Source organism: Candidatus Hydrogenedentota bacterium (assembly GCA_019637335.1).
In the GTDB taxonomy this organism is placed as follows: domain Bacteria; phylum Hydrogenedentota; class Hydrogenedentia; order Hydrogenedentales; family JAEUWI01; genus JAEUWI01.
The window spans coordinates 72,854-98,133 of record JAHBVV010000024.1; the positions used below are offsets into that span (position 1 = coordinate 72,854).

The following is a 25,280-nucleotide window of genomic DNA, read 5'->3' on the forward strand; positions in this document are numbered from 1 at the left end:
AAGGTGGGATGAGGTATGGCTAAGAAGACACTGGCTACTTGCATACTCCTCGCGGTTCTGGCCGGTTGTGGCGCCGGAGAGCAGGGCGCGCGCCGCGGCGACGACGGCGAAGTCTATGGCACAACCGAAGGCGTCTTCCGCGGGCGCTGGTGGAGCTATGCCGAACGCGGCAGTTCCTACCTCGCCGGGAAGTTCTACCAGGAAGCCAAGGCCGACTTCGAGCGCGCCCTCTCGGGCCGGGCAAGCGACACCTGGCGCGCCCGCACCTACGGGCTGCACTTCGTGGAGTACTTCCCGAACCGCGAGTTGGGTATCGTCGAGTTCCACCTGGGCAACCTGGAGGCCGCGGAGGCCGCGCTCAGGGCCTCCCTCGCCGCCGTGGACACCGAACGCGCGCATTACTACCTCGACCTGGTCCGGCGCGAGAAGATTGCCCGGGGCGCCGTCCAGGACATGGCCGAGCCCGAAGTAAACACGAATCTGGAGCCCGGGCGCATTCTCGCATCGCGGGAACTCACCTTTGAGGTCGACACGAAAGACGATGTCGGCGTCGCGGAGCTGAAAGTAAACGACCAGCCCGTATACCAGCGCGGCGCCTCGCAGGCCGGCGAGGTGCTCGCCGCGGCGAAGGAGGTCGTGCTCGACGAGGGCACGCACAAGATCGAGGTGGCGGCGAAGGATCTGGCCGACAAGGAAGTGAAAAAGGAGGTGGAGGTTACCGTAGACCTCACCGGGCCGACGATTGGCGTCTTCTCGCCAATCGAGCCGACGGTAACCCCGAGCGGCTCCGTGAGCCTGGAGGGAACGTCCGTGGACAAGAACGGTGTCGTTTCCGTGGCGGTGGACCAGAGTCTCCTGGCCGAGTCGCCCGGCGTGCCCCGGCTGCCGTTCAACCGGGAGTTGCCGCTCGCCGCGGGCGAGAACACCTTCATTCTGGCCGCGCGCGACGTGGCCGGCAACGAGACCCGTTCCGCCGTCAAGGTATTCCAGGGCGACCCGAATTCCGCCGAGGCGAAGCTGTGGCTGATGAAGCAGAAGCACCCGGAGTTGCTCCAGTATGCGAGCGCCGCCGGCCTGCCCCTGCTTGATCTGACGCTTTCCGTGGATGAGCCCGCCGATGGCGAGATCCGGCTCAAGTCGCCCCAGCCCGACCGGCCCTACCGCCACAACCGCACCCTGCGGGTGTCGGGCGAGGTGGTCACACAGACGAAAGTGACCTCGCTTTCGATCAACGGCCAGCCCTTCGAGGAACTTAGCGGCGCGCCCAAGGAAAGCTTCAACAAGCGGCTGCCCATCGATACGCTGGACGACGGCACGTCGAAGGTCGCGGTGAAGATCGAGGCGTCGGACGAGAACGGCAAAATCTACGCCCAGTCCTTCGATGTGGACGTGCGTCCCGTCGAGCTGAACTCGAACGAATCCCGCATGCCCGTCGCGGTGCTCGCCTTTGCCGGAGCGAATGTCGACACCGGCGTCACCGATTACCTGCGGCTCACCACGGAATCGCAACTGCTCGAAGAGGGCCGTTTCCGGATCGTGGACCGCACCAACCTGCAGGACGTGCTCACCGAGCAGCAGCTTGCCTCCGCGCTCGCCGACCCCAACCAGGCCCTGCAACTCGGGAAACTGACAAACGCCTATGTGTTTCTCGTGGCCGACGTATTTTCCCACGATCAGGCGGGCCTCGAAATCAAGGCCCGGGTCATCAACGCCGAGACCTCCGACCTGGTGGCCACGCTGGACGCCTTTGTCGACAACAAGGACGACAACGCCAGGGTGGCGGCCGCGTGCCGCGGCCTGGCGGTACAGCTCGCCCAGCGCTACCCCCGCCTGTCCGGCGAAGTGCTTTCCGTGCGCCCGAAGGATTCCGGCGCGGAAGTGCTCATCAATTGGACCAAGGAAGATGAACTCCAGGAAGGCGCATACTTCCTGTTCGTGCAGGAATCCGAGCCCTGGGTAGACGAGACCACCGGCGAAATCCTGGAGCCGGGCGAGTTCGTGCCTGTGGGCCGCGGCCGCATCCTGAGCTTCCTGGGGAGCGGCGTCAAGGCCCAGCAGATTATCAGCGGAGAGGAGGGTGCCCAGCTTGAACAAGGCATGCCGGCGATCACTATGTAGTCTTGCCCTGGCGCTTGCGCCGGGAGCCGCCTGGGCCCAGGTCGAAATCAACTCGTCGCCCAACGTCGTGGGTAGCGGCGCGCGCGCCCTCGGCATGGGCAGCGCGTTCATCGCCATTGCGGACGACGCCACGGCGGCCTCCTGGAATCCGGGCGGGCTCACGCAGCTCGAACGTCCCGAATTCTCGCTTGTGTACAGCTTCAAGAACAATTCGGAGGATTTCAGCTCGTCGTCAAGGCGCGGCCTGAACTTCGACAATACCGTCAACTTCAACGAGATCAACTACGCCAGTTTCGTCTACCCGATCCCGCGCACCTTTAACGGCCGCAATATCGTGCTCAGCCTGAACCTCCTCAAGCAATACGACTTCGACCGCGATCTCAGGTTCCGTTTCAATGATGTCGGGGCCGCGGCCGGCGGTGTGGTCAACATTGGCGCGCGGTACGACTACAGCCAGCGCGGCGGGCTCAGTTCCCTCTCGCCCGCGGTCGGCTTCGAGATTACCGACAAGCTGTCCGTTGGCCTGGTTATGAATATCTTCGACCAGAGTATCCTGCCCGACAACGAGTGGAAGACCCGCAACAACATCCGGCAGCGCACGCTCCTGAACAACGTGGGCCCCTTTTCCGCCGACATCCTCCTCAACACCACCACGCGCATCGAGGAAAACTATCAGGATATCGACGGGCACAATTTCACGCTCGGCATGCTCTACAAACCCAACGACCGGTGGAGCTTCGGCGCCGTGTACCACACCAAGTGGTCCGCCGATGTCGAGTACACCCAGCGCGTCCGGCTGTTTAACGACGGCAACGTGGGCATTACCCGGGCGAAGCGCAAACAGGAGATCACCTTTCCCAGCGCGATCGGCCTCGGCGTCGCCTACCGCTTCCCCAACGACAAGCTCACGCTCTCCTTCGACGTCACCCGGCGCGAGTGGGATCAGTTCGAGATCCTCGACCCCGAGAATCCAAACCGGTCCGCCCGCCGGAAGTCCGGCGTCACCGGGCTGAACAAGCAAATCAGCGAGATAGACCCCACCTACACGGTCCGGTTCGGCGCCGAGTATGTATTTGTGAACGACTCCAAACCCAAACAGGACTACCTGCCCAGCCTCCGCGGCGGCATCTTCTACGATCCCGAGCCCTCCGGCGGGCGCAAGGACCAGTTCTGGGCGGTCGGGCTCAACGGCCTCAGCCAGCGCGGCGACGGCGATCCCGTCGATTTCTTCGGCTTCTCCCTCGGCGCCGGCGTGCTCATCAAAAACCGCGTCAACATGGACCTCGCCTACATCTACCGCTGGGGCGATGGCGCCCGCAAAGACACCTTCGGCCTCAACGGCACCGACGCCGACGTCGAGCAGCACAGCCTGTACGTCTCGACGGTGGTGTATTTCTAAAATTACTGACGTGCTAAGTCATCAAGACTTAAGCGTAGAGTTTGTGCTTTCGGGCGGATATGGGTAGTTTTTCCCCAATCAGGCGAATGCGATCAGGGGGTGGGTGTTGGGGCGAGTGAACTCTTACTCTGACTCGAATCGCCTTTCCAAATCGGGCACTCAATCCAGTTTTCGGGAAATCCCATTTCAGAGAGTGGGATTTTAGGATTCCGTTCAATCAGGTCCAGGAATCTGTCGGGCCAACGGCTTTGGGGCGCAATGATACCCATCAGGTATCTCAGGATGGTTATTACGGAGAAGATGCGATCATTTCGGATGGTCGACGGAACGTGCCAATCTGGATTCTTTTTCTCATTTGGAATCTTCGGCTTGACACCAAGCGCCCTGTTCCAAAGCCGTGCATGGTGGGCGCACGCGTTGCGAACGGTGAGCAAGGAGTGTAACCAGGAATCCACGACTTCATCGGGTTGGTTGAAGCCCGAAGCGATATTTTTCTTGATGTCAATCGGGGCCCCGCGGAAAAAAGTAAGCGTGGTCCCGAAACTCATCAGTTCTGTTGCCATCCAGATTGGGGGCCATCCGTGCTGATCACCGTACTTTTCACGGAAATGTGCCACGAATGCCTCCTTACTGCGATCAGTCTCTCTGAATATATCTGATAACAATCGGCCAAACTGATTTCGATTAAGATTCGGGAGATTTGCTGGAACAGTGTATCCGAAAGGCCCAAATGCGTGTGCGTGCCGATATACCATCGCCGTTCGCACATAGACCTCGGTACGTTCGATTGCGTCGAGTACAATGAATCGCAGGTGGCGATCGAATGTATACCGATTCCAGACATCTTCCAACGTAGTTCCATCCGCGTAGGAATCATCTGCGTTTCGAAACGGATACAGATAACCGCTTAATCTGTAGTAGCTGACTCGCCGCAATCGCTCAATAAGCTCCTCGCGATCCGCAATCAGGCCGCGCTGAAGTAACTGATCGGCTTGCTGTTCGTGGCTGAGGGCTTGTTTGCGGTAATCCATGGTGACGATCCAAAAAAAGACCCGCCGAAGTGAGCCCTGCGCGCGTTACGCGCTGCAGAGAGGCCCGGCGGGTTTGCTAATCTAAGTATACTGCTTGCAGGCTTGATTCGCAACACGTATTTCCGGCCCCGTCTACCCCCGCGGCTTGTTGAGCAGGTGCTTGAGCCGGTAGAGCATGTCGTGCGCCTCCCGGGGCGACAGCGCGTCGGGGTCGATGGATTCCAGTTCCTGCTCCACCTTGCTCGGCTCGCCCGCCGCGGCGGGGCCGAACAGGTACATCTGCTCCGGCAGGCCCACCGCCGCCGTGTTGCCCGATTCCAGCCCCTCCAGGATCTCCCGCGCGCGCGCGAGCAGGCTGGGGGGGAGGCCGGCCAGCCGGGCCACCTGAATGCCGTAACTGTGGTCCGCGCCCCCCTCCACGATGCGGTACAGAAATATGACCCGATCGCCCAGCTCGCGCACGGCCACATTCACGTTCTTGGCGTGTTCGAGCTTGTTTCCCAGGTCCGTGAGCTCGTGGTAGTGCGTCGCGAAGAGCGCCTTCGACTTGATCCGGTCGTGGATAAACTCGGCCACGGACCAGGCGATGCTGATGCCGTCGAAGGTGCTCGTGCCGCGCCCGATCTCGTCAAGCACCAGCAGGCTGTTCGCCGTCGCGGAATTCAGGATGTTCGCGGTCTCGATCATCTCCACCATAAATGTGCTCTCGCCGCGAACGAGGTTATCCGAAGCGCCCACCCGCGTGAAGATCCGGTCCACCACGCCGATGCTCGCCCGCGACGCCGGCACGAAGCTGCCCATCTGCGCCATCAGCGTGATCAGCGCCACCTGCCGCAGATACGTCGACTTGCCGGCCATGTTGGGCCCGGTCACGATCTGCAGCTGCGCGCCCGAGCTTTCCAGCGCCGTGTCGTTCGGGACAAAGTCGCCCCGGGGCATCAGATCCTCCACCACGGGATGCCGCCCGTCCGCGATCTGGATGTCGCCATCCCGCGTGATTTGCGGCTTGGTGTAGTTTTTGGTCACCGCCACCTCCGCCAGCGCCAGGATCACGTCCAGCGTGGCCACCGCGTCCGCCGTCCGCTGGATCCGCTTCGATTCCGCGGCCACCTGCGCGCGCAGCGCGACGAACAGGTCGTGTTCCAGCGTCTGCATGCGCTCCTGCGCCGTGAGGATCTCCTCCTCCCGCTCCTTGAGGCGCTGGGTGATGTAGCGCTCGGCGTTCACCAGCGTCTGCTTGCGCTCAAAATCTTCGGGGACCAGCCGGGTGTTGGCCTTGCTCACCTCGAGGTAGTAGCCGAAAACCTTGTTGTAGCCCACTTTCAGGTTGCTGATGCCCGTGCGCTCGCGCTCCTCCGACTGCAACGTCGCGATCCAGTCGCGGCCGCCGCGGACGAGCCCGTGCAGCCGATCCAGGTCCGTGTGGTAGCCGTCCTTGAACAGGTTGCCCTCGCTGATCGATAGCGGCGGCTCCTCGACGATCGCGGCCTCGATCCAGCCGGCCACGTCCGCCAGGGGATCGAGGCCATCGCGCAGGTCGGCCAGCAGCGCGCTGGACGTGGTCCCCAGCGCTTCCAGCACGCGCGGCAACCGGTTCAGCGAGTTCCCCAGCGCCTTGAGATCCCGCGCGTTGCCCGACTGCGCCGTCAGGCGCCCGAGCAGCCGCTCCAGATCCGCCACGCCCTTCAGGGCCTCGCGCAGTTCCAGCCGCAATTGCGTGTCCTCGAAGCATTCCTCCACCGCGTTCAGCCGCTCCTGGATCGCCTCGACCGCCAGCAGGGGGTGCAGGATCCACTGGCGCAGCTTCCGCCCGCCCATGCTCGTCAGCGTCTTGTCGAGCACGCCGATAAGCGTCCCGCGCCGCGACTTCTCCGCGATGGATTCGATGAGCTCCAGGTTGCGCTGCGTGTTGCCGTCCAGCACCACGAAACCGCTCGGGTTATAGCGCCGCGGCAGCTGGATATGCGGCACGCGCTCCCGCTGGGTTTCGCGCACATAGGCCAAAGCCGCGCCCGCGCAGCCCGCCGCCAGCGGCGCGCCGTGCAGGCCCACGCCCTTGAGGCTGCTGAGGCCAAACAACTCCTCCAGCAGATCGCCCGCCCAGGCGGTGTCGAAATCGTCGTTCTTCCGCGTGGTGAAGGCGATCCGGGGAAACTGGAAACGCAGCCGATCGAGCAGGGCGCCGTCCAGCGACGTGGGAACCAGCACCTCCGCGGGCGCCAGGCGGGCCAGTTCGTCGGCCAGGATCCGCTCCAGGTTAACCGCCAGCGCGCCGCTCTCGCCCGCCACCTGCGCCACCAGGAACTCGCCCGTGGTCACGTCCACGAAGGCCAGGCCCGCCGCCTGCTGCTGCGCCGAAAGCGCGCCCAGGTAGTTGTTCGCCGATTCGTCCAGGAGCTCCGGCTCCATCACCGTGCCGGGGGTGACGGTCCGAACGATCTCGCGCTTCACGATACCCTTCGCCGCCTTCGGATCCTCCATCTGATCGCAGATGCTCACCGTGCGCCCGAGCTTGATCACCTTCGCGATGTAGCTGTCCACCGCACGGACCGGCACGCCGCACATCGGGATGCGCGCGTCCTTGTCCGCGCCGTCGCGCGAGGTGAGGGAGAGCCCCAGCAACTCCGCCGCTTCCACGGCGTCCTCAAAGAAGAGCTCGTAGAAGTCCCCCATGCGGAAAAAGAGCAGGGAATCCGGCGCCTGGGCCTTGGCCTCCATGAACTGCCGCACCATGGGGGTCACCTGCCTGGGCGAGACGTCGCTTAGTTTAATCCAGGAATGGGCCATGGGCGCGTATTATAACGGGTCGCCCTCTTTCCATTCGAAGATCAGCTCGGGATGGTCGAAATAACGCTTCAGGTGCTTGCCAAACGGAAACGCCTCGCCCGCGTCGAAGGCGCGGTGGTCCATCGCGCCCATGACCGTGATCGTGTATCGCGGGACCACCTGCCCGCCCACCACCCAGGGCGCGAGCTTCAGGTCGCCGATGCCAAACATCATCACCTCCGGAGGCACGATCACCGTCACCGTCTGCGTGCCGGCGATCATCATGCCAATGTTCGCCACCGTGCACGTCGCGCCCAGGATGTCGTCCACCTTCAGCTTGTCCTTCTCGGGAATCTTCTCGTAGCCCGGCTCCGGAACCGGCCGCTGCCAGAGTTTGCCCCGCAGCGTGATCCAGAGCGCGCCCAGCGCCTTCAGATCGAGCTGTTTGATCCCCTCCAGGGCGTAAATGCTCGCCGCCTCGAAGTAAAGCTGCTCCGGATCCGTCCGGCGCGCGCGGCGGACGAGATCCCGCATCTCCGAGGCCACCTGTTCCAGCGGCTTGAGGTGCGGGTTCCGCAACACGGGGCGGACCACGCCATACTTCGTGTGCGCCGTAAAACTGAGGTTGATGTCCTCGGCCCGGTAAAACGTGCCGCCGTTGAGGAACGGCGCATAATCGATGAACCCGTTCATGCACGGCGTGTGATGCAGCCCGTGCGCAACCGCCTTCAGAAAAAACGCCGAAAAGTTCTTGTGGATCGCCCGCCGGAACAGCGCTTTCTCGTCCATCTTCGCCGACGCCTCCGCGATCTCGCTCTCCTTCGCCTGGCCGTATTCCACCACCGGCGTGACGTCATACGTGACCGTCATCGCGGCGTGCGGCGTCTTCCGCGCGGATTCGGACAGGAAGTAGGCCACCATCTGGCGCAGGAACGAGAATCGCTGAGCATCTCGCACCTTCACGTGTTTGCGCAAATAGGCGACCCGGAAATCCTGAAACATGTTTGCTCTCCCGCTACCGTTTTTCAGGCAGCGAGTATACCCAATGCCCCGCCGGAGAGTACAGCGGCGAATTGTACGGCGTTTGAACCCGATCGCGGCATATGGGCGTAAACTGGGGTCGATTCGGATCCTTGAATCAATAGAAGTGAGCGCGTTGGAGCGCCGGCGTCACTGCCGGCAAGGTCGGGTATTCGCCGCAGGCGAAATGCCAGCGCCCCAACACGCGCCCCATAGAACACCTCAGGTGCTGCGTATCGCGCCCGGCCCGTACTGGAAGTCCTAATGCGATTGCCCTGCGGCGAATTGCGCCTCCCCGCCGCCACGGAGTATCATACGCCACTGGCCCCGGCGGGGCCGCCGCCATACAGGACTGTTTTGGGCGGAACACCTGGAACGGGCGCGGCGCGCAGCGTGCCGCGCAATAAGGAGTGAGCAACCGTGAAGCAGAAAGTCGTCACCCTGTTGGGCGTGGCCGCGATTCTTGCCGCCATTGTCGTGGTTCGCGCGAAATTCGACGAAAGCCTTCTTACCGATGAACGCCAGCGGGCCGCCGAAGCCGCCGAACGGGACCTCGAGGAAGCGGCGCAGATCAGTGAGGACGCCGCCCTGGCCGCCAATGCCCCTGAACCCGAGGCCGACCGCGCGCCGGTCTCCCAGGACCTGGCTGGATTCTCCGAAATCCCCTGGCCCGATGAGGCGCCCGAGGTCTTTCACGTGAAGTTTGAGACCACCGCCGGCCCCTTCGTCGTCGCGTCCCACCAGAGCTGGGCGCCGCTCGGCCACGCGCGCTTCTTCGAACTGTGCCAGGATGATTTCTTCAACGACTCCGGCTTCTTCCGCGTTGTCCCCGGCTTCGTCGTGCAGTTCGGCTTGGCGTCCGAGCCGAAATTGACCGCCCAATACCGCTCCGCCAACCTTCGCGATGATCCCGTACGCAAGAGCAACCAGCGCGGCAAGATAACCTTCGCCACGTCCGGGCCCAACAGCCGCACCACCCAGCTCTTCATCAACTACGGCGACAACGCCAACCTGGACGGCATGGGCTTCTCCCCCTTCGGCGAGGTGGTCGCCGGGATGGAGAACGTCGAAAAAATCAATGCGGAGTACGGCGAACAGCCGCGCCAGGATCGCATCACCAGCCAGGGAACCCGCTACCTGCGCGACGAGTTCCCCAACCTCGATTTCATTAAGCGGGCCGTGCTCGTGGAAGGCTCGCCCGCCCCGGCCGCCGAAGCGCCCGCATCCGAAACGCCCGCCGGCGGCGCGGCCCCAACCGAATAACGGAGAATCGAATGCCTGTCAAAGTCAAGATGGAATGCACCTGCGGCGATTTCACCGTCGAAATCAACGAGGACTGGGCCCCCCGTGGCGCGGCCCGCTTTCTGGGCCTGGTCGAAGAGGGGTTCTTCACCGATATCCGCTTCTTCCGCGTCGTCACCCGACCGCGCCCCTTCATCGTCCAATTCGGAATTCACGGAGACCCCGCGGTCGCCCAGAAGTGGCGCGATGATCGCTTCCCCGACGATCCGGTCAAGGAAAGCAACCGCAAGGGCACGCTGACCTTCGCCACCGCCGGCCCCAACACCCGCACGACCCAGCTCTTCATCAACTACGGCGACAACAGCTTCCTCGACGGCCAGGGATTCTCGCCCATCGGCGAAATCGTCGAAGGCATGGAAACCGTCGAAGCCATCTGCGACGAATACGGCGAATCCCCCGACCAGGGCCGCATCCAGAGCCAGGGCAACGCCTACCTCGAAAAAAGCTTCCCGAACCTCGATTACATCAAGAAAGCCTATGTGGTCAGTTGACAGTTGACAGTTGACAGTTGACAGTTGAGAAAAGACACAGGCCCGCGCACCCGCGCGGGCCTTCGCTTTACACCAGCTCCCTTTCCCTCAAAGGGAATCAGCTCCCAGGCTCAGGCGAACATCAATCGTCCACCCTGTCCACCCTGTCCACTGCGTCCACTACCTAAAGCCTAAAGCCTAAAGCCTAAAGCCTACTCTCTCCCTCCGCGCTTGAGGCGTTCGACCTTCGCAAGCCGCCCCTTCGTGAAAAAGCGGATGATCGCGCGGGCCGTGCGCGGAAAGTGCCGGTTCACGAACACCACAAACACGCCGTGGCCCGTGAAGGTGTACTCCGGTTTCTTCCGGTAAATCGCCCGAACCATCTTCCGCGCCGCGGTCTCCACCGGCATGATCAGCCACTTGCTCGCGGGATCGGGCTTGCCCGTGAACTCGCCCCGGTTATTCACGCTCCGGATTTCGCTGGCCACGATCCCCGGGTTGATGCAGGTAACGCTTACCCCGCGATCCGCCAGATCGTAGTACAGGGACTCGGCGAATCCCAGCACCGCGAACTTGCTCGCGCAGTACGGCGCCGACGCGGGCAACCCCACACGCCCCATGACCGAGCTCACGATCACCAGCCGCCCCCGGCGTTCCAGCAGGTGCGGCAGCGTGGCGTGGACCGTGTCGATCACGCCAAACACATTCGTGTCGAACTGCCGCCGGTAGTCCTCCGTTTCGAGGCGCGTGGCCGAACCGCTGACGCCGAAGCCCGCGTTCGCGAGCACCACATCGATCCCGCCCAATTCCGCCACCGTCTGGGCCACGGCGCGATCGATGCTCTCGCGGCGCGTGACATCGCACTCCAGCACCAGGGCAACGCTCCCGATGGCCTCGATTTCCGCGCGGAGCGCCTCCAGCCTATCGATCCGCCGCGCGGCAAGCGCCACTTTCGCGCCTTCGCGCGCAAACTCCAGCGCGACCGCCGCGCCAATGCCGGACGAGGCGCCGGTGATAAACACCACCTGATCGGTAAATCGTGGCATGGTCCGCCTTTCTCGAGTAATGTCTCGCCGCGACTACTTCTCAAGCACCCAGATATTCCGGTACTTCACGTGGTTGCCATGCGCCTGGAGCTCGAAGCTGCCCGGTTCCCGCGGGTGCGGCTTGATACGGTCCTTGTACGAGTTCGTGGGCAACATCGGGATTTCCTCGTCCGTGTGAATCAGGACACCGTTGTGGCGCACCGTAATTCGCGCGTTTGCGATCTGCTTGCCGTCCGGACCAAACTTCGGCGCCGTGAAATCGATATCGTAGGTCTGCCAGACATTCGGCGCGTAACACATGTTCACCTTCGGCGCGCACACCTTGTACAGCGCGCCGCATTCCACGAAATAGCCCGGCAGCCCGTAGGAATCGAGCACCTGGATTTCGTACTCGCCCTGCAGGAACACGCCGCCATTCGCCCGGCTTTGGCCGGTCTTCTCCGGCAGGTAGGGCAGGCAGAACTCCACGTGCACCGATACGTCCTTGAACCTCTGTTTCGACACGAGCTGCTTGCCCTTCGGGTGGATGGACATCAGCGACGCGTCCCGGATCCCCCAGGGCCCTTCCGGGTTGATCTCCCACGCGTCCAGGCCCGTCCCGTCAAACAGCGTCACGGCGCCCGCCGGCGGGGCCAGGCCCAGCGTGGGGGAGGTGGGGACGCTGCGCTCCAGGCGGAAGGTCGCCGCCTTGCTCTTACCGTCCTCCGTCCGCCGCCCGGTAAAGCCGTCCGCCGTTACCCGCCCCGAATAGCGCCCGCTCTCGAATTCCAGTGCGCCGTTCTTCTCCTGGACCGTCACCACCGCGTACGGCTCGCATCGCGCGTAAAGCGCGGGCAGCAGATGGATTTCGTAGAGCCCGTTCCCCCGGCCGATGATCTGCGCACCGAGCTCCGGGTCCTTCTCCTCCTCGGGCGACCAGCGGCCCCGCCAGTCGCCCATGAACGGGCCGGTGTCGGGCGGAAACTGCGCCGCGATCGCGGCCTCCAGGTCAAATGCCTCCTCCGCAAACGCGGCGGGCGATACAAGAAGCATCGCGGCGGCAACAGCGCGAATCAGGTGCATGGTCGCTTTCTCCAGTCAGGTTGTTTTCGGGCTGGGCGCTGCCATCACGCCGTGCGCAGGTCGCGCACGGGCGTCGCAAAGCCTTCGATAATGTTGTCCACCAGCGCCATGGAGCCGGTTTCCGGGCCGAGTTGGATCCCCACGCGCTCCGCCGGCCCCCGCGTCTCGCGGATGGTATTGCGCGCCAGCGTATTATTCGCCGTCACGCCCTGCACGTCCACCGCGACCCCGGCGTCGCCGCCGCTGTCGATGATGCGGTTCCGCTCGAAGCGATTTCCCGTCGCGGTGAAGCCTTCGCCGCGCTCCGGGCGAAACACGACGCCGTGGATGTGGCTCCCGCGGATTTCGTTGTCAATCACGAGGTTTTCGTCGTCGTGGTGGCCGATCGAGACGCCGAAATTACACGCCTCGATGTGGTTACCTTCCGCCAGACCGTATTTCACGCCCCAGCAGAAGAAGATGCCGATATTCGATCCCGAAACCTGGTTGTTCCGCATCGCCGGCCGTTGTGAACCCGATCCCGGATGGATGCCCAGGTCGGCGTTCTCCTCGATTACGCAGTCTTCCACGCGCACATCGTGGCAGATCTGAAAACTGATCCCGTCCCCGTTGTAAGCGCGCACGTGCAGGCCCCTCAGATGGATGTCGCTGCAATCCTGAAACCAAAGCGCGCCCGCGTAATTGCCGTTGATGTTCGCGTTGTTCGCGCGGTTGCCGTCCAGTGCGATGTTTTCCACCGCGAACCCCGTCGTCTCCTCCGCCGTGATCATCGGAAAGCGCGACGATACCGACGGGGCCATCGCGGTCCAGAAATTGTTGCGCAGGGCCCGATCCAGCTTGAAGCGGTTACCGCTGCGCGCCACCAGCGTGCGCCGGAGCACGTCCAGGCCGCCATGGTGCGGGTTCTTCGTCTCCAGAATCACGCCATCGCCCACCGCGAACCCGTCCGGGTTCTCCAGCGTGATCTCCTGGTCATACCAGTCCGAGTCGTCCGCGAGTGTCGTATCGTGTGAAGCGCACTTCACCAGCACGGATTCCGGGCCGCTGCCCAGCAGGCGCACGCCCCGCCGCAGGTAGATGGTGTTTCGCAGCGTGTACGTCCCCGGCTGCACATGCACCGTGCCCCCGCCCAGCCGGACCACGTAGTCCACCGCCGCCTGGATTGCCTTGTCCGTCGTTCCGGCAATGTCCGCGCTTCCCGGGCCCACCGTCACCGTCATGCGCTCGTCCCACGCCGGCTCGTGCGCGGTATCCCCGGAGGTCGCGCGCGGCGCGCGAACCGCCGGCATCGGCGTGGACGGGGCCGCCGCGGGGAGAAAGGCGGCGGCGGACATCGCGGCCGCCGACCGCAACAGCGCGCGGCGGCTCATGGGCGGGGGTATGCTGCGCATGGTGTGACCTTTGGGGGTTGGAGGTTCGCGGCGTATTTCGTGCATTCTGCCACACCCCGTCCACCAGGAGAAAGCGCCCGGATTCAGTTCTTCGCCGCCACCGGAGGCCGGACCCACTGGAGCCCACGCGTGCCGATCCAGTCCCCGCGCGCAATGTCCCGGACTGGGGAGATGAATACCGGGTCCTCGTTCAGGCGCCAGAGCTCTTCGCCAAGCGCCCCCGACCGCGCCACCAGATAAAGCCCGGAATCACTGGAAACCAGGGAACCCACCCGCACCGGCTCGAACGGCGCGGGCGCCAGATCGCGCACCAGGATCGTGCCTTCCGGCGTGCCGTTGCTGCGCCAGAGTTCCTCGCCGTGAATACCGTCATCCGCAAGGAAATACACGTACTCGCCATGCGCGGTGAAGCTGCGCGGATTGCTGGATGCGGCCCCCGGGGCAATATCCCGAACGAGCGCTGGATCGGTGTCCGGTTCCGCGCGCCAGAGTTCGCGGCCCTCGCCCGCGCGCTCCGCGCTGAAGTAGAGCACGGCGCCCGAGGCCGTCAGATCGCGCGGGAATTCCGCTTCGAGACTCGCAAGCAGAGTCCCGTCATCCGTCCCGTCGCTTCGCCAGAGCCGGTAACCGTTCTGGCCGTCTTCCGCCGTGAAGTACAGGAAGTCGCCGGCTGGCGTCAATTCCCTCGGATCGCTGCTTGCCGGACCCGGGAAGATGTCCTTTATCAGGCGGGTGCCGGTCCGCTCCCCGTCCGTTACCCAGAGTTCCGATCCGTGGGCAATATCGTTCGCCACGAAATAGAGCAAAGCGCCCAGGGGTGTCAGCTCGCGCGGCGAGGAGGAGGGGTTGGCGCTGCCATCGGCATAGAGGTCGGCCAGTAGCTTCGCCTCTCCCGTCTCGTCCAGCTGCCAGAGCTCCCGGCCACGGACCGGATCCGTCGCCACGAACTGGACGCGATCGCCAGCGGCAATCGTATAGTAGGGATACGAGCTTTCCGCGCCCGGATAGATGTCGCGCACGAGTTTGACTTCGCGGCGGCTGGGCGCCGCCACGTACAGCTCCTCGCCCGTGTCCGGGTTGAACGCGCTGAAGGCCAGTTGGTCGTCGCCGAACGCGCACAGCGCGTACGGGTCCGAACCCAGCGGGCCGGGGTAAATGTCCGCCAGCAATTCCGCGGATTCAAAGGGGTAGCGGCTCCACCAGATTTCCTTGCCGCCCCCCTGCGATGTGCCCACAAAGCTGACGGTATCGCCGCTGACCGTGAAACTGTACGGGCTTCCCCCGACCCGGCCCGGGTAGAGGTCGGCTATCATGCGCGTCCCCTCCGGCGTCCCATCCGTCACCCAGGGCTCCCGCCCGTGAACGCCGTCGTCGGCGGTGAAGAACAGGACGGGCGTGCCGTCCGGCATGGCGGCTGCCCGGAACTCGTCGGGATTGGAGGAGGCCTCGCCCGGCGCGATATCAACAAGCATGCGGGTTCCCGGGATGCTGCCATCGCTGACATGAAGCTCCACGCCATGCTCCCCATCCGAACTGCGGAAAATCAGCTGCTTGGGTGTGAGCGCGGTCAGGAACTGTGGCACGTGGGGGCGATAGGCGATCGGTTCGACGGCTTCCGTCGACTTTTTGTACCGGAATAGCCCCGGCCCGAGCGCCGGGTGCGTCGCTTCGAAATAGAAGTGGTCTCGAAAAACTGTGCCGCCATGATTCATGATCAGATATGCGTTATCCACAGACAACTCCACTCTTCGCGCGCTACCCCTCGGTTCATCCATCGTCCAGAAACAGGCAACTTCCCTGAGCGTGCGCAAATACGCCGCCCCGCTGGGCGTGATCGCCATGACGGTATCGAATTTCTCACCCGTGCCGGCGCCGAACCGGATGAGCCGCTCCGTTCCCGCGGGGGTGCCGTCGGTGCGCCAGAGTTCGCTGCGATCGTCCGGCGGGTCCAGCCGGAACAACAACACATCCAGATACGGCGACAGGTTGCTGATTGCCGATCCCTCCGCTCCCGGCGTGATATCCAGCACGAGCTCCGCCCGGCCCGCCGCGTCAATTCGCCACAATTCGCGTCCGTGGATGCCGTCATCCGCCGTGAAGTAGGTGTGCTCCCCGATCACCTGCAGATGCTGGGGATCGGATGAAGGCGGCAAGTAGCCGCCCGAGTTCGCGGAGCCTCGCGCCGCGCACACGGCCAACGCCACGATCAAGACCGCGCGCCCCGCGCTCATGGCCGGGCGCCCGCGAAGGTGAGCATGACCCCGTGCGCGACCGCATCCACGTCGGATGCGCCCCAGGTGGCCACGGGCGTCCCGGCTCCGTCCCGAAGGTGGACATTGACACGCCATCGGCGGCCGCGCTGGGGAAGCGCGCCGCCCGGCAGGGAGGACGCCGGCGCCTCGATGACAATCTGCAACGGGGAACCCGCGTTCGTCATATTTGATTTCCATCCTGCAAGCGGCGTCAGCCTGGTAGTTCCGGCTGCCGCGTAGGCCTCCAGTTCTCCGCCGCTGGAGAGCTGGCACGTCGCGCTCCACCGGCCGGCCTCGGGAACGGCCACTATCGGCATCAGCGTCAGCGTTACACGCCAGTCATCCGGCGCGGCATCCGCCCGCAACGCGAAGGCCACGGTATCGTCGGTCCAGACCGCGCGCAACCACGCGCCGTCCGCGCCGCCCGATGGCAACCCGCCACCCTCTTCGGGCGGGGCATGCCACCGGGCATCGCTCCAGGCTTGTTCCAGGGCTTCCGCGCTGGACAGGTATGGCGCGGGGAGCCGTCCGGGCTGGATGGCGGGCATGATCGAATCCACTTCGAAGGCCCACGGCAATCCTCGCGGCAGCAATTCGTTGATTAGCAGGCTTTGATGCGCCGTGCTCGCTTCCAGCTGGCGGACATAGCCCTCAAGGTCCAGGGAATTCGACATCTCCTCCGCGTGGAGGAAGATGGTTTCCCCCGCGTTGTCGCGAGCGTTCCTCCGCTCCAGGGCAAGCGCGGCGATGCCGCCGGATTCATGGAGGCGCGCCGCGCCGGACACCGATCCGTATCGCACGCTGCCGGCGGCGGGAGAAACGTACTCGCCCCAATGGCCGCGAAGGCGGCGCTCCCCTTCCCGATCCCCGGGCTCAAGCGACAGATGCCAGAGTCCCGACGCATCCCGGCCCAACAGCAATTCCGCCGCGCCTTCGGGCTCGCGCCGCCACATCCAGACCGCCTCCGTGTGCGCCGGATCACCCACGGGATAGGTCCGAAAGAACGTTACTCCCGCGTTCGCGACCGCGCCGGCCTTCTCGCCAGACGCCGGGGCGGGCAGGTCGGGAGAAACCGGCGCGTACAGGTACACAGCCCCCCCGCCCGCAAACACGGCGGCAAGCACCACCGCGAGAACGGCCCGAAAAACAGTGCGCCTGCCGGTCGCGGCGCGTTTCCGAAGTTTCGCATGCTCGCGGGTCAATGGCCCGAGTATCGTGGTGTCCGCGTCGCTCGATTGAACCGCCGCGTATTCGGGCGTGCCGCGCAGTTGCCGCAGCGCCTCCATCGCGCTCAGATCGGCGCCGTCGCTACCCGCCCGTATCAGCGCGTCAACCATTTCAGCCAGCGCGGGAGAAACGTCCTCCGCCACGCCGGCCAGCGGCGGAAGCGGGTTCGAAACGTGTTGCTTCATGATCGCCAGGGGCGTCTCGCCGGGAAAGGCGACGCTGCCGGTCAGCATTTCGTACAGCATGACGCCAACCGCGAAAAGATCCCATCCGGGCCGGGGTTTCTTGCCTTCCCACGCGTCCGGTGGCATATAGCGGGGCGTGCCGAGAAAGATGGTATTACTCTGGGTGATTTGACCGGTATCCAGCAATTGGCCGGCCGCCGCGGTCGCCAGCCCAAAGTCGGCGATCTTCGCGTTGCCATCGGGCGCGAGCAGCACGTTTGCGGGCTTCAGGTCCCGGTGGATGACGCCCGCCGCGTGGCACGCCTTCAGGCCTTCAAGCACGTCCACCGCGATGCGGACGGCGGACGGCGGGCCTGGCCTCCCGCGCCGGACAAATACATCGAGCGACGGGCCGTCCACGTACTCCATATCGATGACAAGATGCGAATCGGCCTTCTCCAGGCCGTGCACCGTCACGATGTTGGGGTGGTGGAGCGACGATACGGATCGCGCCTCGCGCTTGAACCGCTCGATAAACGTAACATCCTGAATGAGCCGCTCATTGAGCACCTTCAGCGCCACCGTACGGTGCAGGAGGCGATCCTCGGCCAGGTAAACAATCCCCATCGCGCCCCGGCCCAATTCTCGGATTATCCGGTACTTCTCCAGATTCAACGAGGCAATATCCACCACATACCCTCACGCCGCGCTCGGGCGGCCTGTCGCATTCGGTCGCGAAACGACTGCGTGTCGCTACCGCACAAAGCTTCTCTCGAAGTATAGGCAGTTCGTCAAGAAACTACAAAAAGATATATGGCGCGTGCAATATTCTGCGACCATTTCATCCAATCGAAATCGCCCTACCGCGAATCGGTCCCGGCACGATCAGATACCGCACCCCGAAACACCGCAAGCGCCGATGGCGGGGCCACGTCCCGCACCAGACGCGGCGCCCGTTCGGGCTCGTCCATTACCCACAGCTCGTGGCCGCTCTCCGGGGTGGCGCCGGAAAGCAGGAGCCTGTCTTCCCACGGCGTAATACGTGTGATCCCCGTCGGGACCACGGGACTGTTCACGATGTCCCGGACCATCTCCGTCCCCTCCGCCGTGCCGTCCGTTCGCCACAACTCCTCGCCATGGATCCCGTCATCCGCGATGAAATACACGTGGTCGCGCCAGGCCACAAAACCCCGCGGATTGCTCGACTCGGGGCCCTCCGCGATGCCCTTCACCTGGAATGGCTTCTCGCCTGGCGTCGCTGACCACAATTCCCGCCCGTCGTACGCCCGGTGTGCGCTGAAAAGCACCCGGCCCTTCCACGCGGTGAGATGTCGCGGTCCGGAACTGTTCCCCGCGCCCGGGTAGATGTCCAGTTGCTGCGCGGTTCCCGATTTCGTGCCGTCCGTAATCCAGAGTTCCGTCCCGTAATCCGGGGACTCCGCGGCAAAATAGACGTGATCGCCCACCCGCGTCAGGTGCTCGGGATTGCTGCTTACGCGCCCGGGATAGATGTCCATCAGCAATTCCGTGCCGCCTTCCGTGCCATCGGACACCCACAATTCCCGCCCGTGCGCGAGGTCATCCGCCACAAACACAAATACATCGTCGAGCGGCGTCAGTTCATCGGGCGCGGACGACGGGTTCACGCTGTTGTCGGTGAACAGGTCGGCCAGCAAAACAGGCGGATACGGCCGCGCCGATGCCCGCCAGAGTTCCCGCCCGTAGACCGGGTGCGTCGCCGCAAATACGATGGAGTTGCCGGTGAAAATCGTTCCATACGGCTCGGAAGACGCCGGGCCGGCATACAGGTCGGCCACTTGGAAAACATCCCGCGTTTCACCGTCCGCATACCAGAGTTCCTCGCCCGTGACCCCGTCTCGCGCACTGAACCACAGGCGACCACGTGCGTCCAGGGTCAATTCGTACGGCTCGGCGCTCGCGATGCCGGGGTAGATGTCCCGGAGAAGTTGGACCTTCGGATCGGCCCCGTACGGATTCGCCAGCCAGAGTTCGATGCCGGTCTCCGGCGTGCGGGCCAGCAGGTACACCCCCAGGTTGGATGAGCGAAGGGAATACGGTTCCGATCCAATCGCTCCGGGCGCAATATCCTGCATAAGGACCGTGCCCGCTTCCGTGCCGTCCGACTGCCAGAGTTCGCGGCCTGTATCCGGATGCATCGCGCTGAACACAAGCAGCGGCGGGTGGCCGTCTACGTAGTAGGGAACCGCGTGCGCGGGATCCGATGAGCCATCGCCGGGGTAAATGTCCTTTACCAGGCGGGTGGACTCCGGCGTCCCCTTCGTAATCCACAATTCGTTGCCGGTATCCTCCTTGAACGCGCCGAAGAACACGCCGATTCCCGGCGCCGCCGTGAACCCCCAGATTTCCCGATCGAACTCCATAAGCGGCGTGGTGTCTGCCCCGCTTCCGCTCATGCGCCAGAGATAATGCCCAGCGTGTGCGGTCCCCGCAAAATAATGCGTGCCTTCGTACGTTACGTGGCCAGATCCGCTGGTGGTCAGCGGCTCATACCCAGGCGCGGAAAGCCTGCGGGCGTTCCCGGGCGTCCCGTCGGACAGCCAGATTTCGGAAGAGGCGCCGTCCTGATGTGGCCCGACGTGAAGCAGCAACAATCCTTCGACATCGCCCACGATTCGCTTGAAGCCCGACACCGGATCGCTCGGCGTGTGCGTATCGACCAGCCGCGTGGTCCCGCCCGGCTGCCCGTCCGACGCCCAGAGCTGCCCGCCGTCCCTGGGATCATGGACAATAAAATAAATCGTATCGCCGAGCGGGTAGAAAGACTCCATCGCACGCTCGCCGGGGCCGGGGGTGACGTCGGCGACCAGCTCCGCCGCGCCATCCGGCAGTTTGACGCGCCAGAGTTCTCGGCCCACCCGGCCGTCCGTGGCCACAAAATAGAGGTGCTCCTGAAACGTGAACAGATGCTGGGGATTCGAGCTCGGCGGCTCATACGCCGAAGCGGTGGATAAACTCGCATGGGCGGCGACCACCAGCGCCAGGGCGACGGCCCCGGGCAATTGCCGGCATTTCGAAGACTTCCTCATCCAGCGCCTCCCTGAAATTCAAGCAACAGCCCGTGCCGCAGCGCCTCCAGGTCGGCGTCGCCCCAGGTCGCCAGGGTTTGCCATGCTCCACCGGCGGACGGCGCCGCGGCGCGCGCGTTGACGCGCCACCGGTGCGCGGGCGCGGGCACCGCCGTCTCGGGAAGGTCGGCGATCGGAATCGCCAGTTCGAACGACACCGATCCATCGCCCGGCGCCGAGGCCCCCGCGTCCCACGTGCACTCCCACGGTTGTTCCGCGCCCCCCAGCTCCGCGCGGCCCCGGATGGATCCGTCGCCGCGCACGGTGACGAAGAAGCGCCCGCCGTGGTCGAGCGACGTATCCAGGGCCGGAAGCACGCCCACTTCAAACTGAGTCTCCGGCGGGGCCTCCGGCAGCCGCGCCGCGAAAACCACCGAGCTCTCCGTCCAGCGAACGAGCAGCGGCGGTGCGCCCGAGTCGGGCGGGATGACGGCCTCCCCGGTGCGGCCGTACGAATCGAATTCGCCGCGCGTCCACGTGGCCTCCGAAAGCACGCCATCGGCGGTAACCGCTTCCTGAATCCGCGGAACCCGGATCCGGCCGCCCGCCAGGGCCGGCAGGCGCGCTTCCAGCGCCGCAGCCCAGGGAAGCCGCCGCCCCAGCAATTCGGCGTACAGCAACGGCTGGAGCGCCGGGTTCGCCTCCAGATCGCGCCAGAAGGATGTGGCGTCGTACCCGTTGGCGCGCGCGCGTCCCGACACCGTGAACTTGGTGCGGGAACCGTCCCGCTCGCGCACGCGCTCCAGGCTGATCACCGCGCTGCCCGCGTCCGCGTCCCACGCCAGCGATCCCGCCAGGCTGCCGAAGTGGACCAGCCGGTTCTCCAGCGAATGCACCTTCGCCCACGCGCCGGAAACCCGATACATCTCGCCGGGCCCCGCCGGCGGCCCGATCTCCAGCGACCACAGACCCAGCTCCGTGAAGCCGGTGATTGCCGTTGGGATGCCCCGGGCGTCCCGTTCCACGCCCCACACGCCATCGCCAAACGCCGGGTTGTCCACGGCCCGCACATCGAGAAAGACGGGCGCGTCCGCCGGGAGCGCCGCCCGCGGCGCCGCCGCCGGGTTGGATTCGGGAGCCGGTGCGGGCGGCGTGGCCCCGGGCCGGGTTACAGTCCACAGGAGCAGAGCCGCCGCCGCCGCCAGCGAGACCGCGGCGGCCCGCCGCGCCAGGCGCCGCATCCGGTAGGTCCCGAGGCTTCGAAGCCGCGCCGCGTATAGGCCGCGCTTTGGAATGGCGGGAAGCGTGCGCGACGTGTTGCTTTCGTTCAATTCGTCGTATTCGGGTGTGCCGTGCAGCAGGTCGAGGGCAGCCGCCGCGTCCAGGGGGAGCGCGCCAGGCTTGCCCGTCGCCACCAGCGTGTCAACAAACGCCGCGAACGACGGCGAGACACTGTCCGACACGGTCTCCAGCGGCGGCAACGGATCCGCGATCTGGCTCCGCATAATGGCCACCGGACTGTCCCCCTCGAATGCGGTTCGCCTCGAAACCAGTTCAAACAGGACGATGCCCAGCGCGTAAAGATCCCACGACGGGTCCGGCGCGCCGCCTTCCCAGGCGCACAGCGGCATGTAACGCGGCGTGCCCATGAAGAATCCGGTCGACGTGTTCCCCCGAACCTTGTCTTCCAATTGATCCGCGTAGGCCGTCGCCAGGCCAAAATCCGTTACCTTCGCCTGGCCCTGCTGGTTCAACAGGATGTTGCTTGGCTTGATGTCCCGGTGCATGATGCCCAGCTGGTGGCACGCCGCAAGCCCGTTCAGCGCATCGTTCGCGATGGCTGCCAGGACAAAAGGCGTCGGGGCCGGGCCCTGGCGATACTCGGCCAGCGACAGGCCATCGACGAATTCCATGTCGATGGCGACCGCATCCCCCGTCTGCTCAATGCCGTTGACATACACGATATTCGGGTGATGCAGCTGCGAAACCGACCGCGCCTCTTCCAGGAATCGCTTTACAAAGGCCTCATCCCGGTTTAAGTGCCGGTGCAACACCTTCAACGCAACGCGGCGTCCCAGCTGGCGGTCTTCCGCGAGATAGACGACACCCATGCCCCCCCGGCCCAACTCTCGAAGGACTTCATATCTCTCCGACGCCAGTAAAGGCGGTTCCACCGTGCGCATCCTCCCGAAAGCGCACCGGATACAACCCACTCATCCGCGCGCGCCACTGCTCTTGCGCGTACTTCGCACGCCTCAGTATAGAGACTGCGCCAGTCCGGAACAACCCCGCGCCCCCGCGCCGCACGGACCTAGTCGCGCACGATCAGCGCGCGCATGTACTCCCGGTTCATGATGGTGATGTTTTCCACCTTGATCTCCTTCGGGCAAACCCCCTCGCACTCGTAGTGCTTCGAGCAACTTCCAAAACCTTCTCGATCCATCTGCTCCACCATCGCAAGCACGCGGCGGCAACGCTCCGGATTGCCCTGCGGCAGTATGGACAACTGCGCCACCTTCGCGGCCGTAAAAAGGCTCGCCGAACCGTTCGGGCACGCCGCCACGCACGCGCCACACCCAATACACGCCGCCGCGTCCATCGCCGCATCCGCGCGATGCTTCGGCACCGGGTTCGCGTTCGCGTCAGGAGCCTGCCCCGTCTTCACCGAGACATAGCCCCCCGCCTGGATTATCCGGTCGAAGGCGCTCCGGTCCACCGCAATATCCTTGACGATCGGGAAAGCCGATGAACGCCAAGGCTCCACCACGATGGTGTCCCCGTCCTTGAACTTGCGCATGTGCAGCTGGCATAGCGTCGTCGCCGATTCCGGGCCGTGCGCCACGCCGTTCACCACCGCGCCGCAGCTCCCGCAGATGCCCTCGCGGCAATCGTGATCGAACGCGATCGGATCCTTGTCTTCCTTTTCCAGGTCTTCGTTGACCACGTCAAGCAATTCGAGGAACGAGGCGTCCGTGGAGATGTTCTTCACGGTGTAGGACGCGAAAGACCCGCGCGCGTCCTGGTCCGCCTGGCGCCAGATCCGCAAGGTAACATTGATCGTCTTCTCCGCCATTACTTGTAGCTCCTCTGGGTCAACGCCACATTCTCGAACGCCAGCGGTTCCTTGTGCAGCACCGGATCCGTTCCCACACCATTGAACTCCCACGCCGCCGCGTAACAGAACTCGTCATCGTTGCGCTTCGCCTCGCCGTCCTCCGTCTGGCTTTCCTCGCGGAAGTGGCCGCCGCAGGATTCCGTCCGGTGCAGCGCATCGCGCACCATCAACTCCGCGAACTCCAGGAAATCCGCCACGCGCCCCGCGCGCTCCAACACCTGGTTAAAGGTCCCCGGCGATCCGGTGACGTTTACATCGTCCCAGAACTCCGCCCGCAGCTTCGGGATTTCCCGCAGCGCTTCGCTCAGGCCCGCTGCGTTGCGCGCCATGCCGCACTTGTCCCACATGATCTTGCCCAGCGCCCGGTGGAACTCGTCCACCGTGCGGCGGCCCTTCGAATGCACCAGGGTGTCGATCCGGCTCGTCACCGCTTCCTCCGCCGCCTTGAACTCGGGATGATCCGCCGCCGCCCGGACCGGGCCCGCCTTCGCCAGGTAATCGCCCAGCGTGTACGGGATCACGAAATAACCGTCCGCCAGGCCCTGCATCAGCGCGCTCGCGCCCAGCCGGTTCGCCCCGTGATCCGAGAAGTTCGCCTCCCCGATCACGTGCAGCCCCGGCAGGTTGCTCATCAGGTTGTAATCCACCCAGAGACCACCCATCGTGTAGTGCACCGCCGGGTAGATCATCATCGCCGTCTCGTACGGGTTCTCGTCCACAATCCGCTCGTACATGTCGAACAGATTGCCATATTTCGAGCGGATCACCTCCGCGCCGTCGCGCTCGATCGCGTCGCGGAAGTCCAGATACACCGCCATCCCCGTCGGGCCCACGCCGTACCCCTTGTCGCACCACTCCTTCGCATTGCGCGAAGCGACATCGCGCGGCACCAGATTACCGAAGCTGGGGTATTTCTCTTCGAGGTAATAATTCCGCTGCTCCTCCGGGATCTGGCGCGGCGGCCGCATATCGCCCGCCTTCTTCGGCACCCAGATCCGCCCGTCATTCCGCAGGCTCTCGCTCATCAGCGTCAGCTTCGACTGGTAGTCCCCGCTCGCCGGGATGCAGGTCGGGTGAATCTGCGTGAAGCACGGGTTCGCGAAAAATGCCCCCCGCCGGTGTGCGCGCCACGTCGCCGTGACGTTACTCCCCATCGCGTTCGTTGAAAGGTAAAAAACGTTGCCGTAGCCGCCCGTCGCAAGAATCACCGCGTCCGCGGCGTGCGTCTCGATCTGGCCGTTGATCAGATTCCGGCAGATGATGCCCGCCACGCGCCCGTCTATCACCACCAGGTCAAGCATCTCCCGGCGCGGAAACATCTGCACGTGCCCGCGCGCGACTTCCTTCATCAGCGCGCCATAGGCCCCCAGCAGCAGCTGCTGACCTGTCTGCCCGCGCGCGTAGAACGTGCGGGACACCTGCGCGCCGCCGAATGATCGGTTGTCCAGGTAGCCGCCATACTCCCGCGCAAACGGAACGCCCTGCGCCACACACTGGTCGATAATGTTGACGCTCACCTCCGCCAGGCGGTGCACGTTGGCCTCGCGCGATCGGTAGTCGCCCCCCTTGATCGTGTCGTAAAACAACCGGTGGACGCTGTCGCCGTCGTTCGTGTAGTTCTTCGCCGCGTTAATCCCGCCCTGCGCCGCGATGCTGTGCGCGCGGCGGGGCGTGTCCTGAAAGCAGAAGGACTTCACATTGTAGCCCAGTTCGCCCAGCGACGCCGCCGCCGAGGCGCCCGCCAGGCCCGTGCCCACCACGACCACATTGAACTTGCGTTTGTTCGCCGGGTTCACCAGCTTCATTTCGAACTTGTGGCGCGTCCACTTGTCCGCAATCGGCCCCTCGGGGATCTTGCTGTCCAGCATGC

The 25,280-nt window shown here is 64.6% G+C and carries 16 protein-coding genes; 4 read left to right on the forward strand and 12 right to left on the reverse strand.

What is annotated here, in order from left to right:
• Positions 1-15: 15 nt before the first annotated feature.
• On the forward strand, positions 16-2,118 hold the full coding sequence (locus tag KF886_20675) for a hypothetical protein (GenBank protein ID MBX3179776.1): 2,103 nt from the start codon (positions 16-18) through the stop codon (positions 2,116-2,118).
• The gene (locus KF886_20680; GenBank protein MBX3179777.1) at positions 2,087-3,517 is read left to right on the forward strand and encodes an outer membrane protein transport protein; all 1,431 of its coding nucleotides are present in this window, start codon (positions 2,087-2,089) and stop codon (positions 3,515-3,517) included. The genes KF886_20675 and KF886_20680 overlap by 32 nt, the downstream gene beginning before the upstream one ends.
• Positions 3,518-3,609: 92 nt before the next feature.
• Here KF886_20680 and KF886_20685 read toward each other — a convergent pair whose 3' ends face one another.
• From KF886_20685 to KF886_20695, 3 genes are all read right to left on the reverse strand, one after another.
• Positions 3,610-4,548, reverse strand: a complete 939-nt coding sequence (locus tag KF886_20685) for an Abi family protein (GenBank protein MBX3179778.1) — start codon at positions 4,546-4,548, stop codon at positions 3,610-3,612.
• Positions 4,549-4,680: 132 nt separating this feature from the next.
• Positions 4,681-7,335: a DNA mismatch repair protein MutS gene (gene mutS / locus KF886_20690; protein ID MBX3179779.1), complete on the reverse strand. Its 2,655-nt coding sequence runs from the start codon at positions 7,333-7,335 to the stop codon at positions 4,681-4,683.
• A gap of 9 nt (positions 7,336-7,344) precedes the next feature.
• Positions 7,345-8,316 (reverse strand): 2-oxo acid dehydrogenase subunit E2, encoded by a 972-nt coding sequence (locus tag KF886_20695; protein MBX3179780.1) that lies wholly within the window; start codon positions 8,314-8,316, stop codon positions 7,345-7,347.
• Between the two features lie 438 nt (positions 8,317-8,754).
• On the opposite strand from KF886_20695, the gene KF886_20700 reads away from it, so the two are divergent.
• Both KF886_20700 and KF886_20705 read left to right on the forward strand, forming a co-directional pair.
• On the forward strand, positions 8,755-9,597 hold the full coding sequence (locus KF886_20700; GenBank protein ID MBX3179781.1) for a peptidylprolyl isomerase: 843 nt from the start codon (positions 8,755-8,757) through the stop codon (positions 9,595-9,597).
• An 11-nt stretch (positions 9,598-9,608) separates the two neighbouring features.
• Positions 9,609-10,127 carry a peptidylprolyl isomerase gene (locus KF886_20705; protein MBX3179782.1) on the forward strand — a complete coding sequence of 173 codons (519 nt, stop codon included), beginning with the start codon at positions 9,609-9,611 and terminating at the stop codon, positions 10,125-10,127.
• A 191-nt stretch (positions 10,128-10,318) separates the two neighbouring features.
• Here KF886_20705 and KF886_20710 read toward each other — a convergent pair whose 3' ends face one another.
• From KF886_20710 to KF886_20750, 9 genes are all read right to left on the reverse strand, one after another.
• On the reverse strand, positions 10,319-11,152 hold the full coding sequence (locus KF886_20710) for an SDR family oxidoreductase (protein MBX3179783.1): 834 nt from the start codon (positions 11,150-11,152) through the stop codon (positions 10,319-10,321).
• Positions 11,153-11,185: 33 nt separating this feature from the next.
• Positions 11,186-12,214, reverse strand: a complete 1,029-nt coding sequence (locus tag KF886_20715; GenBank protein MBX3179784.1) for a DUF1080 domain-containing protein — start codon at positions 12,212-12,214, stop codon at positions 11,186-11,188.
• A gap of 44 nt (positions 12,215-12,258) precedes the next feature.
• Positions 12,259-13,605 carry a right-handed parallel beta-helix repeat-containing protein gene (locus KF886_20720; protein ID MBX3179785.1) on the reverse strand — a complete coding sequence of 449 codons (1,347 nt, stop codon included), beginning with the start codon at positions 13,603-13,605 and terminating at the stop codon, positions 12,259-12,261.
• 83 nt (positions 13,606-13,688) lie between these two features.
• On the reverse strand, positions 13,689-15,836 hold the full coding sequence (locus KF886_20725; protein ID MBX3179786.1) for a hypothetical protein: 2,148 nt from the start codon (positions 15,834-15,836) through the stop codon (positions 13,689-13,691).
• A complete protein-coding gene (locus KF886_20730; GenBank protein ID MBX3179787.1) occupies positions 15,833-17,923 on the reverse strand; it encodes a serine/threonine protein kinase in 2,091 nt (696 codons plus the stop codon). The genes KF886_20725 and KF886_20730 overlap by 4 nt, the downstream gene beginning before the upstream one ends.
• A gap of 185 nt (positions 17,924-18,108) precedes the next feature.
• Positions 18,109-20,316, reverse strand: a complete 2,208-nt coding sequence (locus KF886_20735; GenBank protein MBX3179788.1) for a hypothetical protein — start codon at positions 20,314-20,316, stop codon at positions 18,109-18,111.
• A complete protein-coding gene (locus KF886_20740; protein MBX3179789.1) occupies positions 20,313-22,406 on the reverse strand; it encodes a serine/threonine protein kinase in 2,094 nt (697 codons plus the stop codon). Before KF886_20740 ends, KF886_20735 begins: the two co-directional genes overlap by 4 nt.
• Positions 22,407-22,606: 200 nt before the next feature.
• A complete protein-coding gene (locus KF886_20745) occupies positions 22,607-23,368 on the reverse strand; it encodes a succinate dehydrogenase/fumarate reductase iron-sulfur subunit (GenBank protein MBX3179790.1) in 762 nt (253 codons plus the stop codon).
• Positions 23,368-25,278, reverse strand: a complete 1,911-nt coding sequence (locus KF886_20750; protein MBX3179791.1) for a fumarate reductase/succinate dehydrogenase flavoprotein subunit — start codon at positions 25,276-25,278, stop codon at positions 23,368-23,370. Before KF886_20750 ends, KF886_20745 begins: the two co-directional genes overlap by 1 nt.
• Between the last annotated feature and the right edge of the window lie 2 nt (positions 25,279-25,280).